Annotated in this window: 15 protein-coding genes; 3 read left to right on the top strand and 12 right to left on the bottom strand. The window is 66.9% G+C overall.

Annotated features, from left to right (window positions below; translation table 11 throughout):
- The first annotated feature begins 125 nt into the window (after positions 1-125).
- On the top strand, positions 126-2408 hold the full coding sequence (locus tag GTP44_RS19225; RefSeq protein ID WP_161020686.1) for a M4 family metallopeptidase: 2283 nt from the start codon (positions 126-128) through the stop codon (positions 2406-2408).
- Here GTP44_RS19225 and GTP44_RS19230 read toward each other — a convergent pair whose 3' ends face one another.
- Positions 2409-4010, bottom strand: a complete 1602-nt coding sequence (locus tag GTP44_RS19230; RefSeq protein ID WP_161020687.1) for a CehA/McbA family metallohydrolase domain-containing protein — start codon at positions 4008-4010, stop codon at positions 2409-2411.
- A 110-nt stretch (positions 4011-4120) separates the two neighbouring features.
- Between GTP44_RS19230 and GTP44_RS19235 the strand changes: the two genes are divergently transcribed.
- Entirely contained in the window at positions 4121-5347 is a 1227-nt protein-coding gene (locus GTP44_RS19235; protein ID WP_161020688.1) for a M24 family metallopeptidase, read from the top strand.
- Between the two features lie 101 nt (positions 5348-5448).
- Here the strand turns inward: GTP44_RS19235 and paaZ are convergent, their stop codons facing one another.
- Genes paaZ through paaA form a run of 11 tightly spaced genes read right to left on the bottom strand, consistent with a single transcriptional unit; the run spans position 5449 to position 16024 of the window.
- Positions 5449-7491: a phenylacetic acid degradation bifunctional protein PaaZ gene (gene paaZ, locus GTP44_RS19240; protein ID WP_161020689.1), complete on the bottom strand. Its 2043-nt coding sequence runs from the start codon at positions 7489-7491 to the stop codon at positions 5449-5451.
- Positions 7492-7515: 24 nt separating this feature from the next.
- The gene (gene paaY / locus GTP44_RS19245) at positions 7516-8127 is read right to left on the bottom strand and encodes a phenylacetic acid degradation protein PaaY (RefSeq protein ID WP_160989294.1); all 612 of its coding nucleotides are present in this window, start codon (positions 8125-8127) and stop codon (positions 7516-7518) included.
- A gap of 51 nt (positions 8128-8178) precedes the next feature.
- A complete protein-coding gene (gene paaK, locus GTP44_RS19250) occupies positions 8179-9492 on the bottom strand; it encodes a phenylacetate--CoA ligase PaaK (protein ID WP_161020690.1) in 1314 nt (437 codons plus the stop codon).
- Positions 9493-9506: 14 nt separating this feature from the next.
- Positions 9507-9938: a hydroxyphenylacetyl-CoA thioesterase PaaI gene (paaI, locus tag GTP44_RS19255; RefSeq protein WP_161020691.1), complete on the bottom strand. Its 432-nt coding sequence runs from the start codon at positions 9936-9938 to the stop codon at positions 9507-9509.
- Complete coding sequence (gene paaH / locus GTP44_RS19260) at positions 9931-11511, bottom strand: 3-hydroxyacyl-CoA dehydrogenase PaaH (RefSeq protein WP_161020692.1); 1581 nt, start codon at positions 11509-11511, stop codon at positions 9931-9933. The genes paaI and paaH overlap by 8 nt, the downstream gene beginning before the upstream one ends.
- A gap of 1 nt (position 11512) precedes the next feature.
- Complete coding sequence (paaG, locus tag GTP44_RS19265) at positions 11513-12319, bottom strand: 2-(1,2-epoxy-1,2-dihydrophenyl)acetyl-CoA isomerase PaaG (RefSeq protein ID WP_161020693.1); 807 nt, start codon at positions 12317-12319, stop codon at positions 11513-11515.
- Positions 12320-12333: 14 nt separating this feature from the next.
- Complete coding sequence (gene paaE, locus GTP44_RS19270) at positions 12334-13416, bottom strand: 1,2-phenylacetyl-CoA epoxidase subunit PaaE (RefSeq protein ID WP_161020694.1); 1083 nt, start codon at positions 13414-13416, stop codon at positions 12334-12336.
- Between the two features lie 5 nt (positions 13417-13421).
- Positions 13422-13976, bottom strand: coding sequence for a 1,2-phenylacetyl-CoA epoxidase subunit PaaD (paaD, locus tag GTP44_RS19275; protein ID WP_161020695.1), 555 nt, complete (start codon positions 13974-13976; stop codon positions 13422-13424).
- 13 nt (positions 13977-13989) lie between these two features.
- Positions 13990-14742, bottom strand: a complete 753-nt coding sequence (gene paaC, locus GTP44_RS19280; protein WP_161020696.1) for a 1,2-phenylacetyl-CoA epoxidase subunit PaaC — start codon at positions 14740-14742, stop codon at positions 13990-13992.
- 11 nt (positions 14743-14753) lie between these two features.
- The gene (gene paaB / locus GTP44_RS19285; RefSeq protein WP_160989286.1) at positions 14754-15038 is read right to left on the bottom strand and encodes a 1,2-phenylacetyl-CoA epoxidase subunit PaaB; all 285 of its coding nucleotides are present in this window, start codon (positions 15036-15038) and stop codon (positions 14754-14756) included.
- Complete coding sequence (gene paaA / locus GTP44_RS19290) at positions 15035-16024, bottom strand: 1,2-phenylacetyl-CoA epoxidase subunit PaaA (RefSeq protein WP_161020697.1); 990 nt, start codon at positions 16022-16024, stop codon at positions 15035-15037. The genes paaB and paaA overlap by 4 nt, the downstream gene beginning before the upstream one ends.
- Before the next feature lie 146 nt (positions 16025-16170).
- On the opposite strand from paaA, the gene paaX reads away from it, so the two are divergent.
- Entirely contained in the window at positions 16171-17097 is a 927-nt protein-coding gene (paaX, locus tag GTP44_RS19295; RefSeq protein ID WP_161020698.1) for a phenylacetic acid degradation operon negative regulatory protein PaaX, read from the top strand.
- The last annotated feature ends 6 nt before the right edge of the window (positions 17098-17103 follow it).

Here is a 17103-nt window from a genome sequence, read left to right on the forward strand (position 1 = left end):
GCGTGCCATGGCTCCCGGCCTGTGCCGGGACCCATGCACAGGCCGATCTGCCCGCTTATTGATCTGGCACAGCACCGCGCCGGCCGCAGCGTTTAGCGTGAACTCCTCTACCACAGGAGGATGACATGAACCCACGCACACCGCTGCTCGCCGCCAGCCTCGCGCTCGGCCTCGGCCTCGTCCACGCCGCCCAGCCGGACGGCGCCGCGCCGCAACTGATGTCCGCCCCGGTCGCCATCGCCACACCGCAGGAAGGCGCCGGCCTGGTGGCCCGCCTGACCGCGCTCGACGCCCGCGCCGGCCTGACCACCGACTACGGCTTTCGCCTCGGCAGCCAGCACCCCGGCGTGGTCGGACAAAAAATCACCCGCGCCCAGCACACCTACAAGAACCTGCGCGTGTTCGGCTCCGAGGCGGTGGTGGTGACCAACGCCGCCGGCGACATCGTCAGCGTCTCCAGCGCCGACCGCCGCCCCGGCCTGGCGCCGCAGGCCAGCGCACCCGGCGGCATCGTGGCGCCCGCCGCCGCGACGCCGCCGGCCGACCTGACGCCGGCCCTGAGCGGCGACGAGGCCATCGCCCTGGCGGTGCAAAACGTCGCCCCCGGCGCCAGCCACCGCTGGCCGGCCAGCGCCGAGCTGCTGATCTACCCGGTGATGCAGACGGTGCGCACCGCCGCCGCCGTCAACCAGCCGGCCGCGCAACTGAACGCGCTCGACCTCGAAGAGGTGGTGCAACGCTACGAACTGGCCTACCTGGTGCAACTACGCCTGGCGCGCGACGGCAAGGTGATCTACTACGACGTGGTGGTCGACGCCCGCAGCGGCGCCATCATCGCCAAATGGCCGGCGCTGCAAACCGTCATCGGCAGCGGCCACAGCCAGTACAACGGCGTGGTGCCGATCAGCACCACGGCGACCGCCGGCGGCTTCCAGATGCGCGACCCGGCGCGCGGCAGCGGCGGCAAGTTCGGCGCCATGGCCATCACCAACGCCAACCACAGCTCGCCCAACAACCCCGACCCCGGCGCCGTCTACAGCCACACCGGCAACACCTGGGGCGACGGCCAGCAATACAACGGCGGCAGCACCACCGACGCCAACGGCCAGACCGCCGCCGTCAACGCGCTGTGGGGCCTGATGAACACCTACGACGCCCACAAGAACGTGCTCGGCTGGCAAGCGCTGGACGGCAACAACACCGCCACCTACATCGCCGCCCACGTCGGCACCGCCTACGACAACGCCTTCTACGACGACAGCTGCAAGTGCATGTACATCGGCGACGGCAACAGCTTCACCAGCCTGGGCGCGATCGACGTCATCGGCCACGAGATGTCGCACGGCGTCACCGCCGCCACGGCCGACCTGATCTACGCCGGCGAATCGGGCGGCCTGAACGAATCGCACTCCGACATCGGCGGCGAAATGGTCAAGGCCTACGCGCGCGCCGGCGGCACCGGCGCGCAGCTGCCGGCGACCGGCAACGACTGGATGATGGGCAAGGAAATCAGCCGCAGCGGCCAGCCGCTGCGCTGGATGTACAAGCCGAGCAAGGACGGCAACAGCCCGGACGCGTGGAGCGCCGACCTGAAGAACCTGGACGTCCACTACTCCAGCGGCCCCAACAACCGCATGTTCTACTTCCTGTCGCAGGGTTCCAAGGCCGATCCGGCCAGCGAATACCACAGCCCCTACCTGACGCGCGCGCCGCTGGCGATGACCGGCATCGGCAACGACAAGGCCTACCGCATCTGGTTCAAGGCGCTGACCACCAAATTCACCGCCGCCACCAACTACGCCGACGCCCGCGGCAAAGTGCTGCAGGCGGCGCAGGAACTGTACGGCGCCGGCGCGCCGGAGGCCATCGCCGTGCAGCGCGCCTACGCGGCGATCAACGTCGGCGCCGACATCGACGAGGCGGGCGGCGGCGGTGACGGCGGCGAGGCCGTCGAGCGCGTGCGCAATGGCGGCTTCGAGGACGGCGTCAGCGGCTGGAGCGGCAGCACCGGCGTGATCAGCGCCCACAGCGGGCAGGCGCCCTACGAGGGGGCGCGCGTCGCCTGGCTGGGCGGCAATGGCCGCCGCGGCAGCGAGACGCTGACGCAGCAAGTACAAATCCCGGCCGGCGCCACCAGCGCGCAACTGAGCTTCGCGCTGCACCTCGACACCGCCGAAACCAGCAACACCGTCTACGACACGCTGACCGTGTCGCTGCGCCCCGCCAGCGGCGCGGCGGCCACGCTGGCCATCTACACCAACCTGACGCCGGCCACCGGCTACCAACTGCGCGGCTTCGACCTGCTGGCCTACCGGGGCCAGAGCGTGACGCTATCCTTCGCCATGCGCGAAGACCGCAGCAAGCAGACCTCCTTTGTGCTCGACAAAGTCAGCCTGCTGACCAAGTGACTAGCGCAGCGACACGAACACCGGGTTCGAATAGAACCACAGGCTGCCGTAATTGCGGTCGTTGATCGCGTTGAAGCGTTGCGTGTCGTCGGTGGTGCTGGTGCGCTGGTCGGCCAGCGGCTCGCCGTTGGCCGTCAGGCCGGCGACATCGGTGCCCAGATTGGTGCCGCGCAGGCGGAAGTACTGGTTCCTGGTCGCCGTGGTCTCGAAGGTCACGCTGGAATAGCCATCCGCATCGACCTTCCAGTCAGCCGCCGTGAAGCGCTTGACCACGCGCGTGCTGGCGTTGGTGGCGACGTTGTAGGCCGCGCTGCCCGGCTGCGCCTTGGTGCCGACATCGCCGGCGATCAGATCGACGTGATCGACCACCGGCTTGACGTTGGCCGCCGTGCCGCTGTCGACCGGCTTCTCGTAATTGTTTTTGGCCGGCGACTTGAAGCGCATGGTGATGGTCACCTTGTCGCCGCTGGCCACTTTCAGCTCGCCGCCCATCTCCTTGCGATCATCCTTGCTGGCCAGGTTGAAATCGAGCGCGTTGATCAAATCGCCATAGACCGAGAACATCTTGCCCGAGCGCAGACCAAGCAGCAAGTCACGGGTGGCCGGCTTGCCGGTGCTGCTGTTGAACACATAGTTCTTCGCATACTCGCCGGGGAGATAGCCGCTGCTGTTACGGCCAACGATCTTGAAGTGGGTGTCCGAGTCGGTCAGGTTCCAGATACGACGGCCCTCGCCCAGCAGCGCGTCCCACGGGCCACCCAACTTGGCCACCACATAATCGACACCGCCATACACGCGCAGCAGCGCATTGTCGTCGGTGTAGGCAGCGGTGTAACCGCCACGGTCCGGCTCCATCTGATTGCCGACCATGCCTTCGATGGCAAACACGATGTCCGGCGCCAGATCGTTGAAGGCGCGGAAGTCGGCGATGCTGTAGCTGCCCTTGTTGCGCGACGGGTGATTGATCACCGCATAGCTGCTGTCAGGATAATTGGTCTTCAGCCAGCTGATCGCCTGCAGCGCATCGGCGGCGCTCTTGTTGTAGCGCGTCTCGCCGTACTTCGCCTTCCACGCCGTCACGTCGGCCGCATCGAACATCGCCGGGTCGCGCGTGGTGAACAGATACTCGAACTCCTTGACACCCTTGACGCTCGTGTTGGCGCCGTCAAACAGGCCGATGCCGATATGGTCATGCGTCGGCATGTCCCACTCGAAGCCGGAGAAAATCAGCTTGTCGGCATACGTGCCCGCCGCCTGCAGCGCCTGCACGCGCGGCAGCTCATAGCGCTCCATGCCCAGCGACATCGGAATCTGCGCCGGCAGCAGCGTGCCTTTTTCGTCGCGGGTCGAGACGCGCAGGTGGTTGCTCACCGCCATCCAGTCCAGGCCATAGCTGGTGAACGCCTTGCTGAGAATCTTGTCCAGCGTCTGGCTGACGTCAGCGTCGGCCGACTGCGTGGTGTGGGTGTGCAGATCACCGGCGATCCAGCGGCCCGCCGGCAGCGGTGGCACGCTGCTCACCGGATCGTTATCGCCGCCGCAGGCAACGACGACCAGCGCGATGGCGATGGCGGAAGGGATCAACAATTTTTTGAGCGACATGGCAACATCCTGAAAGGGGGAAGAAAAACGAGACGGCAATGTAGCATTCGCGTATGACCAGCCGATGACCTGCTATCATCGAAGGCTATGCACACCATCAGGATATAAAAATGACTATTGGCGGAAAGACCATAGAACAAGCACTGGCCACACTGTCCGACATGACGGCGGGCGCGATCCCTATCGGCAAGGACGAACACCTGGCGCGCATCGCCCGCGCGCAGGCCCATATGCGGGCGCAGGGCATCGCCGCGATCTACATCAACGCCGGCGCCAACCTGACCTACTTCACCGGCACCAAATGGCACGCCAGCGAACGCATGGTCGGCGCCATTCTGCCGGCGCAAGGCGCGGTCGAATACATCGCGCCGGCGTTCGAGGAAAGCACGCTCAAAGACTTCATGCTGGTCGATGGCGACGTCAACTGCTGGGATGAACACGAAAGCCCGTACGCGCTGTTCATCGCTGTGCTCAAACGCATGGGTATCGCGCCGAATGCCGCACAACCGCCGCGCGTCGGCATCTGCGAAAGCGCCGCCTTCTTCATCTACGACGGCATCCGTCCGCTGGCGGACGGCTACGCGCTGGAGAACGCGCGCGCGGTGACCGCGCACTGCCGCACACGCAAATCGGCCGCCGAAATCGCCCTGATGCAGCGCGCCAAGGACATGACGCTGGCGGTGCACATCGCCACCGCCAGCATGCTGCGCGAAGGCATCACCACCAAGGAAGTGGAAGACTTCATCGACCGCGCGCACCGCAAGGTCGGCGCGGCGGCCGGCTCGTATTTCGTCATCGTGCTGTTCGGCGAAGCCACCGCCTACCCGCACGGCGTCAGCTACGTGCAGACGCTCAAGGCCGGCGACACGGTGCTGATCGACACCGGCTGCAAGCTGCACAACTACATCTCCGACATCACCCGCACTTACGTCTACGGCCCGATCAGCGAGCGCCAGCGCTCTGTCTGGAACAGCGAAAAGAAAGCGCAGGCCGCCGCCTTCGCCGCCGCGCAACTGGGCGTGCCGTGCGAGCAGGTGGACGCCGCCGCCCGGCGCGCGCTGGAGGAGGACGGCTTCGGCCCCGGCTACAAGCTGCCCGGCCTGCCGCACCGCACCGGCCACGGCATCGGCCTCGACATCCACGAATGGCCCTACCTGGTGGGCGGCGACAGCACCCCGCTGGACGTCGGCATGTGCTTCTCCAACGAACCGATGATCTGCATTCCCGGCGAATTCGGCGTGCGCCACGAAGACCACTTCTACATGACGGCGCAAGGTCCCAAATGGTTCACCGAACCGGCCCACAGCATCGACGACCCGTTCGGCCTCAAGCGCTAAGCCCCCAGCGTCAAAACCCGGTGTCAGGTCTGACAATCGCACACGGGCTCAACTGCTACGCAGTTGAGCCCGTGTGCGATTGTCAGACCTGACACCGGGTTTTATGTCCGCTTCATCACCAGCGTCAGGATGTCGTAACTAGCGACCAGTTCGTCGCGCTGGTTGGTGATCTGCACTTCCCAGGCGACCACGCCCTGGCCGACGCCTTTGTCGTCGGTGCGGTTGCGGTCGACCTTGCGCTTGCAGGTCAGGCGCGCGCGGATGGTGTCGCCGATCGCCACCGGCGTGATGAAGCGCAGATTATCCAGGCCGTAGTTGGCCAGCACCGGCCCCGGCGCCGGCGATACGAACAGCCCGGCCGCCGCCGACAGCACGAAGTAGCCGTGCGCGATGCGCTGGCCAAATTGCGTGTCTTTCGCCGCCACCTCGTCGAAGTGCATGTAGAAGTAGTCGCCCGAGACGCCGCCGAAGTTGACGATGTCGGCCTCGCTGACGGTGCGGCGGTGCGTCAGCAGCGAGTCGCCGATCGCCAGATCCTCGAAATGTTTGCGGAACGGGTGCACGTCGCTCTCTTGCACCGCCGCGCCGCGCACGTATTCGCCGGTGACCGCCGCCAGCATCGTCGGCGAGCCTTGCAGCGCCGCCCGTTGCAGGAAGTGGCGTACCGCGCGGATGCCGCCCAGCTCCTCGCCGCCGCCGGCGCGTCCCGGCCCGCCGTGCTTCAGTTGCGGCAGCGGCGAGCCGTGGCCGGTGGAGTCCACCGCCGCCTCGCGCTCCAGCACCAGCACCCGGCCGTGCGAGGCGGCCGCCATCGGCACCGCGTAGGCGGCGATGGCCGGTTCCTTCGTCACCAGCGTCGATACCAGCGAACCCTTGCCGCGCGCGGCCAGCGCCAGCGCCTCGTCGATGCCGTTGTAGCTGATGATGGTGCTGACCGGGCCAAACGCCTCGACGTCGTGTACCGCGTCGTTGCGCTGGCCGTCGCGGCACAGCAGCAGCGTCGGCGCGAAGAAGGCGCCGTCGGCCACGCCCTCGCCCACCGGCTTGAAGCCGTCGCCGGCGCCGAACAGCACTTCGTTGCCACGCGCGAGTTGTTCGACGCGTTCGGCGACATCGCGCTGCTGGTCGCGCGAGGCCAGCGCGCCCATGCGCACGCCCTCCACCGACGGATCGCCGACGCTGACTTTCGCCAGCCGCTCGCGCAGCCGCGTGCCGACCGCGTCCACCATCTTTTCCGGCACGATGATGCGGCGGATCGCGGTGCATTTCTGCCCCGCCTTGCCGGTCATTTCGCGCGCCACCTCTTTGACGAACAGGTCGAACTCCACGTCGTCGGGCGTGACGTCCGGCGCCAGGATGGCGCAGTTGAGCGAGTCCGCTTCGGCGGTGAACGGCACCGAATTGGCGATCAGGTTGCGGTTGACGCGCAGCCTGGCCGCCGTGTCGGCGGAACCGGTGAAGGTGACGACGTCCGCGCCGTTCAGGCGGTCCAGCAGATCGCCGGTGCCGCCGATCACCAGTTGCAGCGCGCCTTGCGGCAGCAGGCCGGATTCGTGCATCATGCGCACCAGCGCTTCGGTCAGATAGCTGGTGGCGGTGGCCGGCTTGCCGATGCACGGCATGGCGGCCAGAAAGCTCGGCGCGAATTTTTCCAGCAAACCCCAGATCGGGAAGTTGAAGGCGTTGATGTGCACCGCCAGCCCGCCGCGCGGCACCAGGATGTGGGTGCCGGCGAAGCCGCCGTTCTTCCCCAGCGCCATGGCCGGGCCTTCGTGCAGCACGTTGGACGACGGCAGCTCGCGGCTGCCCATGCTGGCGTAGGCGAACAGCGTGCCGGTGCCGCCTTCAATGTCGACCCAGCTGTCGGCGCGGGTGGCGCCGGTCTGGTGGGAGATGGCGTACAGCTCCTCCTTGCGGTTCAGCAGATAGAGCGCGAGCGCCTTCAGACGCTGCGCGCGCTGCTGAAAGTTCAGTTGCATCAGCGCCGGGATGCCGGTCTTGCGGGCGTAAGTGGTGGCCTCGTCGAAGTCGATCCGGTCGGCGTGCGTGTGGTGGATGACGGCGCCGGTCAAGGCGCTGTGCAGCGGCGCGGCGGCCTCGCTGCCGATCCAGCGTCCGGCGATAAAGCTTTGCAGAGTGGTCATACTGTCTCCGTTGATTAGGCTGAATTATGCTGAGGCGTTCTTGTGCAGATGCAGCGGCAGCGCGCTGTCCCATTCGATGCGTTGGCGGTCCGGCTCCGGCGCGGTCAGCGCTTCGGTTTCGCGCATGGTCCGCAGCGAGCGCACGGCCAGCTCCTGGTACTGCGCGGTGCCGCCGGATTTCCATGCGATTTCATCGTCGCGCAGTTCGCGCGCGACCTTGGCGGGGGAACCCATCGCCAGGCTGCGTGGCGGGATCTCCATGCCGGCACGGACGAAGCTCATGGCGGCGACGATGCTGTCCTCGCCCACCACCGCGTTGTCCATGATGACGGCGTTCATGCCGACCAGCGCGTTGCGTCCGATGCGGCAGCCATGCAGCACCGCGCCGTGGCCGATGTGGCCATCGCGCCCGACCACGGTGTCGGCGCCGGGGAAGCCGTGCATCACGCAGGTGTCCTGCAGATTGGCGCCTTCCTCCAGCACCAGCCGGCCAAAGTCGCCGCGCAGCGCGGCTAGCGGGCCGACGTAGCAGCGCGGGCCGACAATCACGTCGCCGATCAGCACCGCGCTGGGATGCACGTAGGCGCTCGGATCGACCACCGGAGTGACGCCATTGATTTCGTAAACCTTCACCATATCCGCTCCGTTGTCGTGTGCGTTGTCGTGTGATTTATGCGCGCTCGATAATCACCGCGATGCAGGTCGCTGGTCGACCACGCGGCGCGCCTTGCCGGTCAGCGTGCGTTCGATGCCGTTGGGCGGTAGCAGCGTCACCTTGGTGCTAACGCCGACGTTGGTCTTGATGCGCTGTTCCAGCTCGCGCACCAACGCCTCGCTGTCGCCAGCCGAGGTCTCCGGACGCAACTCGGTCAGCACCTCCAGCTTGTCCAGATGACCGTCGCGCGTGAGCACCAGCTGGTATTGCGGCGACAGCTTCGGCATCTTGCAGATCAACTCCTCAATCTGCGTCGGGAACACGTTGACGCCACGGATGATCAGCATGTCGTCCGAACGGCCGGTGATCTTGCCGATGCGGCGCATGCTGCGCGAGGTCGGCGGCAGCAGCCGAGTCAGGTCGCGGGTGCGATAACGAATAATCGGCAGCGCTTCCTTGCTGAGCGAAGTGAAAACCAGTTCGCCCTGCGCGCCGTCCGGCAGCACCTCGCCGGTTTCGGGATCGACGATCTCCGGATAGAAGTAGTCTTCCCAGATCACCGGACCATCCTTGCTCTCGATGCATTCGCTGGCCACGCCCGGCCCCATGACTTCCGACAGGCCGTAAATATCCACCGCGTCGATGCCGGCGCGTTGCTGGATTTCGGCGCGCATGGCATCGGTCCACGGCTCGGCGCCGAAGATGCCGACCTTGAGCGAGCTGGCGGCGGCATCCAGCCCCTGACGCTGGAATTCCTCGATGATGTTGAGCATATACGACGGCGTGACCATGATGATAGCCGGCTTGAAGTCCTGAATCAGCTGCACCTGCTTTTCGGTCTGGCCACCGGACATCGGCACCACGGTGCAGCCCAGCCGCTCGGCGCCATAGTGCGCCCCGAGGCCGCCGGTGAACAGGCCATAACCGTAAGAGATATGGACCATGTCGCCCTGCCGTCCGCCAGCCGCGCGGATCGAGCGCGCGACCACGCTGGCCCAGGTGTCGATGTCGTTCTGCGTGTAGCCAACCACGGTCGGCTTGCCGGTGGTGCCGCTCGACGCGTGCACCCGCACCACGCGCTCGCGCGGCACGGCGAACAGGCCGAATGGGTAGTTGTCGCGCAGTTCCTTCTTGGTGGTGAACGGGAACTTCGCGATATCGGCCAGCATGCGCAGATCGTCCGGGTGGACGCCGGCGGCGTCGAAGGCGGCGCGATAATGCGGCACGTTGTCATAAGCGTGCTTCAGCGACCATTGCATGCGTTGCAGCTGCAAGGCTTGCAGCTCGTCGCGGCTGGCGCGCTCGATCGGTTCCAAATCGGACGGTGCGGGGCTGCGTTGGACCATCGGATGCCTCCTTGTTAGATGACTTCACCGCTGACGCGGTGCGATTTTCCGCGAAACAGCGCGATCATGCGGCCATCCTGGTTGCGGACCTCGACGTCGTAGACGCCGGTTTTTCCGGCCAGCGCTTGTTCCGTCGCGGTGGCGGTCAGCAGATCGCCTTCGCGGCCGGGCGCCAGATAGTCGATGGTGCAGCCGGCGCCCACGGTGACGAGGTTATGGCTGTTGCAGGCGAAGGCGAAAGCGCTGTCGGCCAGCGCGAAAATGAAACCGCCGTGGCAGCTGGCGTGGCCGTTCAGCATATCGGGACGCACCGGCATCGACATGCGCGCGGCGCCGGGCGCGATGGCATCCAGCGTCATGCCCAGCGACTGCGAGGCCGGATCGCGCGCAAACATCGCCGCGCCCACCGCCTCGGCCAGCGCCTGCGGGTCGGTCGGCTTATTCATGGAAGCGCCCTCCGCCCGCCTGCTTGCGGCGCAACAGCGGCGATACCCGGTAGCGGTCCTCGCCATAGCTGGCCGCCAGATTGGCCAGCACGCGCACGACGTGTTCGATGCCGATGGCGTCCGCCCACGCCAGCGGGCCGCGCGGGTAGTTGACGCCTTTTTGCATCGCGATGTCGGCGGCGGCGGCGCTGCACACGCCTTGATTGACCGCGTCCGCCGCCTCGTTGGCCAGCATGGCGACGGTGCGCATGACCGCCATGCCCGGCACGTCGTCCAGCCGCGTGACGGTGAAGCCGGCCGCTTGCAGCAGGCCGACCACGGCGTCGCAGGCCGCCGGCGCGCACTGGTCGCCGCGGGCAATGGCGATGCGCTTGGCGGCGGCGTAGTCCAGCGCCAGGTCGAACAGCACGGTATCCGGATGGTTGTTGTCGCGCGCGCGCTGGGTGGCGCTGCGGCCGTCCGTCAGGTAGACGGCGGCGCCGCTGCAATGGAAGGCCGGCGCATCATCGTGCGGGCCGGCGTGACGAATGGTCTCCGGCGTGGTGCGATGCGAAATCGCGATGCCGGCCGCGCGCAGACGGGTCGCCAGCGCATCGGCCACCGCACCGCCCACGGCATGCGATACCATTCCCTGCTCGATCGTGTAGCTGACATATTCCGGCTTCGGCTGCGGCGCTTCCGATTGCGCCTGCGGCGTGGCGGCGCCATCGTCATAGCGGTAGCAGCCGCGCCCCGCCTTGCGGCCGAGGAAGCCGGCGTTGACCATTTCCTGTTGCAGCACCGATGGCGTAAAGCGCGGATCGCCGAAGTAGGCATTAAAGACCGACTGCGTGACGGCGAAGTTGACGTCATGCCCGATCAGGTCCATCAACTCGAAAGGCCCCATGCGGAAGCCGCCCGCCTCGCGCATCACCGCGTCGATGGTGGCCGCGTCGGCCGCCTGCTCGCTCAGCAAGCGCCAGCCCTCGGCGTAAAACGGCCGCGCCACGCGGTTGACGATGAAGCCCGGCGTGGACTTGGCGTGCACCGGATTCTTGCCCCACGCGGCGGCGGTGTCGTACACCGTCTGCGCGACGGCGGCGTCGGTGGCGAGACCGCTGACCACTTCGCACAGCGCCATCAGCGGCACCGGATTAAAGAAGTGCATGCCCACCAGCCGCCCCGGCACACGCAGACCCGCCGCGATCGCGGTGACCGAGATTGACGAGGTATTGGTGGCCAGAATGCAGTCATCGGCGACGATGTCCTCCAGCTGCGCGAACAGCGCGCGCTTGGCCTCCAGGTTCTCGACGATGGCCTCCACCACCAGCCCCGCGCCGGCCACGTCGGCGGGCGTGACGGCCGCCCGCAGGCGGGCGATGGCGGCCGCGCACGCCACCGCGTCCATGCGCTGCTTGGCGACCAGCTTGTTCAGCGCCGCCGCGATATCGGATATCGCCTTGGCCACGGCGTCCGGACGAGTGTCGTACAAACACACCGTGTAGCCGGCCACCGCCGCCACCTGCGCGATGCCCGCCCCCATGGCGCCGCTGCCGATGACGGCGACCGCGCGTTCCCTGCTCAGCGCCGCCATCTCAGCGCCCCTTGAACTGCGGCGCGCGCTTTTCCATGAAGGCGGCCACGCCCTCGCGGTAATCGTCGCTGCGACCCAGTTCACTCATCATGCCGCATTCCAGCGCCAACTGCTGTTGCAACGTGTTGTGCGCGCTGGCGTGCAAGGCTTGCTTGGTGAAGGCCAGTCCCTTGGTCGGCGCGCTGGCGAAGTGGCGGGCCATGGCCTGCACTTCGGCGGCGAAGTCGTCGTCGGGGATGGCTTTCCAGATCAGGCCCCAGGCTTCGGCTTTGTCGGCGGTCAGCTTCTCGCCCAGCATGGCCAGCCCCATGGCGCGGGCGCCGCCGACCAGGCGTGGCAGGAAGTAGGTGCCGCCGGTGTCGGGGATCAGCCCCAGTTTGCAAAACACTTCGACAAAGCTGGCCGAGCGCGTGGCCAGCACGATGTCGCACGCCAGCGCGATGTTGGCGCCGGCGCCGGCGGCCACACCGTTGATGGCGCCGATCACCGGCAGCGGCAACGCGCGCAGCGATTGCACCAGTGGCGCGTAGTTCTTTTCCACCGAGTCGCCCAGATCGATCGACCTGGCGCCCGGCGCCACCGCGCGGTCGGACAAGTCCTGGCCGGCGCAGAAGCCACGTCCGGCGCCGGTCAGCACCAGCACGCGCACGCTGCCGTCGGCGGCCGCAGCCGCGGTGGCGGTGCGGCGCAGCGCGTGGCGCACCTCGTCGTGCATGGCCTGCGTGAAGCTGTTCAGCTTATCCGGGCGGTTGAGCGTCAGCGTGGCGATGCCGTCACTAATGTCGAACAGGATGTTCTGATAGTCCATCTGGGTCTCCGTTCTTATTCCGCCTGGTCGAAGTCGATGACGACTTTGGCGGTGGTGGGGAAGCTCTGGCAGCTCAATACGTAGCCTCGGGCGATTTCGTAGTCTTCCAGCGCGTAGTTGGCGTCCATGTCGACCTTGCCCTCGATGACTTTGCAGCGGCAGGTCGAGCACACGCCGCCCTTGCACGAGTAGCGCATGTCGAGCCCCGCGCGCAGACCGGCGTCGAGCAGCGATTCCTTGTCCTGCTCCATGGTGAAGCTGGCGGCGTTGCCGTCCATGATGACGGTGACTTCGGTCTGCTGGTGGGCGGCGGCGCTGACCGCCGCCGCGCGCGGCTGGTGCGCGTGTTTCGGGATGCTGGCGGCGAACAGTTCGGCCTTGATGCTGGATTTCGGCAGGCCGGCTTCCTGCAGCGCCGCCGAGACGCCGTGCATCATGTCCTCCGGGCCGCAGATGAAGGCGGTGTCGATGTCTTCCGCGCGCACCCAGTGTTGCAGGAATTGCGCGGCCTTGTCCTGGGTGATGCGGCCGTTGAACAGTTCAATGTCCTGCTGCTCGCGGCTCATGACGTAGGCGATTTTCAGGCGGTCGAGGTAAGTGTCCTTCAGGTCCGACAGTTCTTCCTTGAAGATCACCGACGACGAGGCGCGGTTGCCGTAGAAGAGCGTGAAGCTGCTGTGCGGTTCGGCGGCCAGCGTGGTCTTGATGATCGACAGGATCGGCGTGATGCCGCTGCCGGCGGCGAAGGCCAGGTAGTGCTTTTTGTGGCTGGCGTCCAGCGGCACGTTGAAGTGGCCCATCGGCGGCATCACGTCGATGATGTGGCCGGCGCGCAGGTTGTCGTTGGCCCAGCACGAGAACAGGCCGCCGTGGGTGCGCTTGATGGCCACGCGCAGCGCGCGGTCCTGCACGGCGGAACAGATCGAATAGGAGCGGCGCACGTCGTCGTCGCCGATCCGCGCGCGCAGCGTCAGGTGCTGGCCTTGCTGGTACTGGAAGCTGTCCTGCAGCTCGGGCGGCACGGCGAAGGTGACGGCGATGGTGTCGCGGGTTTCGTGGCGCACGTCGGCGATGGTCAGCGGGTGGAATTTGCTCATGGCGGTCAGTGGCACTTGAAGTAGTCGAACGGTTCGCGGCAGTCCAGGCATCTGTAGAGCGCCTTGCAGGGCGTGGAGCCGAACTGGCTGGTGATTTCGGTGTGCGTTGAGCCGCAGTGCGGGCAGGCGACCGTTGGCGCGGGGTGGGCGCGGCGCGAGATGGCGGCGGCGGCACCGGTTCGCAAACGGCTGATGTCGATGACCCGCTGCGCTGGCGGGGCGATGCCGTAGTCTTTCAGCGCGGCTTTGCCGGTTTCGCTCATCCAGTCGGTGGTCCAGGCGGGCGAGATTTGGGTGTGCAGGCGGACTGGCCGCACGCCGCGCGCTTGCAGCGCTTCGGTGATGGCGTCGGCGATGACTTGCATCGCCGGGCAGCCGGAGTAAGTTGGTGTGATGGTGATGTCGCAGCCGCCGTCGGCGCTCACGCGCACGGCGCGCACGATGCCCAGGTCGACGATGCTGATGACCGGGATTTCGGGATCGGGGATCGCGCCCAGCCAGGCCCAGATTTGCGTTGTATGGGCCCCGGCTTGCGCCGGGGTGACGGCGGTGGCGTTCATGGTTGCCTCGCGCTTACCAGGTTGCGCCGGGATAGGCGCGTTGCAGGAACTGCATCTCGGCCAGGATGTAGCCCAGGTGCTCGCTGTGGCGGCCTTGCTTGCCGCCGCTCTGCATCCAGGCGTCGGCCGGCGGCATCGTCAGCGTGGCTTCGGTGAAGACCTCGTCCACGTGCGCCAGCCATTGCGCGCGCAGGTCGGCGGCGGCCGGCGCGATGCCGGCGGCGACCATCGCCTGATCGACCGTGTCGTAGGCGAAGACCTCGCCGCTGTACATCCACAGCGCGTTGGCGGCGGCCTGGGTTTTGGCGTGGCTGACGTCCGTGCCGTCGCCCAGACGCACAATCAAGTCGCCGCTGCGGCGCAGGTGATAGGTCACTTCCTTCAGCGACTTCTCGGCGATGGCGGCGATGCGTGGGTCGGCGCTGCGCGTCAGCCCTTCGATCAGGAAGTAGTGCCAGGTGTCGAAGTAGAACTGGCGCATCAGCGTGTCGGCGTAATTGCCGTTGGGCTGCTCCAGCAACAGGCAGTTCTTGAACTCGTGGGCGTCGCGCAGGAAGGCCAGCGCGTCCTCGTCGCGGCCGGCGCCTTCCAGTTCGGCCGCGTAGTCGTACCACAGGCGCGTTTGCCCCAGCAGGTCCAGCGCGACATTGGTCAGCGCCATGTCCTCCTCCAGCGCCGGCCCCTTGCCGCACCAGCGCGACAGCTGCTGGCTGAGGATCAGCGCATTGTCGCCGAGGCGCAGCAGGTAGTTGACCTTGTCGTCCATGGCCGCGCGCCTCACAGGTTCTTGACTTCTTCCGGCATCGGGAAGAAGGTCGGGTGGCGATACACCTTGCTGTTGGACGGCTCGAACAGCGCGCCCTTGTCGGCCGGGCTGCTGGCGACGATGTCGCTGGCGCGCACCACCCAGATGCTGACGCCCTCGTTGCGCCGGGTGTAGACGTCGCGCGCGTTATTCATCGCCATGCCGGCGTCGGGCGCGTGCAGGCTGCCGACATGTTTGTGCGCCAGCCCATGCTGGCTGCGGATGAAGATTTCCCACAGTGGCCATTCCTTGCTCATGGTGCGCTCTCCTGGTTGCGTTGCTTGTCGGCGTGGGCCACCAGCGCGTCGCGGAACCACTCGCCGTCGTCCCAGGCCCGGACCCGGGTTTGCAGGCGCTCGCGGTTGCACGGGCCGTTGCCCTGCAAGACGTTGTGGAACTCGGCCCAGTCGATGGCGCCGAAGTCGTAATGGCCGGTCTCGGCGTTCCAGCGCAGATCGGGGTCCGGCACGGTCAGGCCCAGGAACTCGGCCTGCGGCACGGTCTGGTCGACCATGCGCTGGCGCAGCTCGTCGTTGGAGAACAGCTTGATGCGCCACTGCGCCGACTGCGCGCTGTTGACCGACGCCGCGTCCGACGGCCCGAACATCATCAACGACGGCCACCACCAGCGGTTCAGCGCGTCCTGCGCCATGGCCTTCTGCGCCGGCGTGCCGCGTGCCAGCGACAGCATGATGTCGTAGCCCTGGCGCGCGTGGAACGATTCTTCCTTGCACACGCGGATCATGGCGCGCGCATACGGGCCATACGAGCAGCGGCACAGCGGAATCTGGTTGATGATGGCCGAGCCGTCGACCAGCCAGCCGATGGCGCCCATGTCGGCCCAGCTCAGCGTCGGATAATTGAAGATGCTGGAGTATTTGGCCTTGCCGCTGTGCAGCGCGCGCAGCAGCTCGTCGCGCGACACGCCCAGCGTTTCGGCGGCGCTGTACAGGTACAGGCCGTGGCCGGCCTCGTCCTGGATCTTGGCCAGCAGGATGGACTTGCGCTTGAGCGTGGGCGCACGCGTCACCCAGTTGCCCTCCGGCAGTTGGCCGACGATCTCCGAATGCGCGTGCTGCGAGATCTGACGTATCAGCGTTTTGCGGTAGGCCTCGGGCATCCAGTCCTTGGCCTCGATCTTGATGCCGTCGTCGATGCGGGCCTGGAACGCGCGCTCGTCGGCGCTCATGTCGTCGGCCGTGCGAACCTGCTTCAGGCCGGTCTCCACCAGTTGTGCGTACATGGCTGTCTCCTGTTTCCATCCATAATACGATACGAATTTTGTTTTAGCTACAGTTTTTTTGTGTCATATTATTTTAATGCATCGGCTTAATTTTTGGCGCGCGGCAAAGTAAACTACGTTTCCATGTACAGATTAATAAGCCGCGTATGAATTGCAACGACTGGATCACCGGTTTTTTGGCCACCGACCCGCCGCGTTCGAAATCGCTGGTGGTGACCATTTTTGGCGATGCCATCGTGCCGCATGGCGGCATGGTGTGGCTGGGCAGCCTGATCGAGCTGCTGGCGCCGTTCGGCGTCAACGACCGCCTGTTGCGCACCACCGTGTTCCGGCTGGCGCAGGAAGGCTGGCTGGGCGCGCAGCGTGACGGTCGCCGCGCGTCGTATGCGATCACGCCGGAGGCGATGGCGCGTTTCGTGCACGCCTACCGCCGCATCTACGCGCCGCCGAACGTGCACTGGGACGGCAGCTGGACGCTGGTGCTCAACGGCGACGGCATGCTCAACGCGGCCGAGCGGGCGGCGGTGCGCAAGGAATTGTTGTGGGAAGGCTATAGCGTGATCGCGCCGGGCATCATGGGCCATCCGGCGGCCGACGGCGCGGCGCTGGACGAGCTGCTCCAGCGGCTGGGCGTGGCCGGCAAGCTGTTCGTGGTGCAGGGCAAGTCGATGCGCCAGGTCAGCGCGCGCCCGCTCAGCGATCTGGTGGCCGAGGGCTGGGACGTGGCGGCGGTGGCCGACGGCTACAGCAAATTCCTCGCCCAGTTCACGCCGCTGCTGACGGCGCTGCGCGCCGCCGCCGCCGAGACGCCGCCGACGCCGGAACAAGCCTTCGTGATGCGCACGCTGCTGATCCACGCCTACCGCCGCGTGCAGTTGCACGATCCGCAACTGCCGGTCGAACTGCTGCCAACGCCATGGCCGGGCGCGCTGGCCTACGAGCTGGCGCGCGACATCTACCTGCGCGTCTACGCCGCCGCCGAGCAACACATCGACGCCGCCCTGCGCCGCGAGGACGCCGCCGCCGCCAGCGCCGAAGCCGCCTTCTTCGACCGCTTCGGCGGCTTGAGCTAGCGCGCC

The organism is Duganella lactea (assembly GCF_009857505.1).
Taxonomy (GTDB): Bacteria; Pseudomonadota; Gammaproteobacteria; order Burkholderiales; family Burkholderiaceae_D; genus Rugamonas; species Rugamonas lactea.

Coding starts and splice junctions, on each gene's coding strand:
- GTP44_RS19225 (WP_161020686.1), top strand. CDS start 126: ATGAACCCACGCACACCGCTGCTCGCCGCCAGCCTCGCGCTCGGCCTC.
- GTP44_RS19230 (WP_161020687.1), bottom strand. CDS start 4,010: ATGTCGCTCAAAAAATTGTTGATCCCTTCCGCCATCGCCATCGCGCTG.
- GTP44_RS19235 (WP_161020688.1), top strand. CDS start 4,121: ATGACTATTGGCGGAAAGACCATAGAACAAGCACTGGCCACACTGTCC.
- paaZ (WP_161020689.1), bottom strand. CDS start 7,491: ATGACCACTCTGCAAAGCTTTATCGCCGGACGCTGGATCGGCAGCGAG.
- paaY (WP_160989294.1), bottom strand. CDS start 8,127: ATGGTGAAGGTTTACGAAATCAATGGCGTCACTCCGGTGGTCGATCCG.
- paaK (WP_161020690.1), bottom strand. CDS start 9,492: ATGGTCCAACGCAGCCCCGCACCGTCCGATTTGGAACCGATCGAGCGC.
- paaI (WP_161020691.1), bottom strand. CDS start 9,938: ATGAATAAGCCGACCGACCCGCAGGCGCTGGCCGAGGCGGTGGGCGCG.
- paaH (WP_161020692.1), bottom strand. CDS start 11,511: ATGGCGGCGCTGAGCAGGGAACGCGCGGTCGCCGTCATCGGCAGCGGC.
- paaG (WP_161020693.1), bottom strand. CDS start 12,319: ATGGACTATCAGAACATCCTGTTCGACATTAGTGACGGCATCGCCACG.
- paaE (WP_161020694.1), bottom strand. CDS start 13,416: ATGAGCAAATTCCACCCGCTGACCATCGCCGACGTGCGCCACGAAACC.
- paaD (WP_161020695.1), bottom strand. CDS start 13,976: ATGAACGCCACCGCCGTCACCCCGGCGCAAGCCGGGGCCCATACAACG.
- paaC (WP_161020696.1), bottom strand. CDS start 14,742: ATGGACGACAAGGTCAACTACCTGCTGCGCCTCGGCGACAATGCGCTG.
- paaB (WP_160989286.1), bottom strand. CDS start 15,038: ATGAGCAAGGAATGGCCACTGTGGGAAATCTTCATCCGCAGCCAGCAT.
- paaA (WP_161020697.1), bottom strand. CDS start 16,024: ATGTACGCACAACTGGTGGAGACCGGCCTGAAGCAGGTTCGCACGGCC.
- paaX (WP_161020698.1), top strand. CDS start 16,171: ATGAATTGCAACGACTGGATCACCGGTTTTTTGGCCACCGACCCGCCG.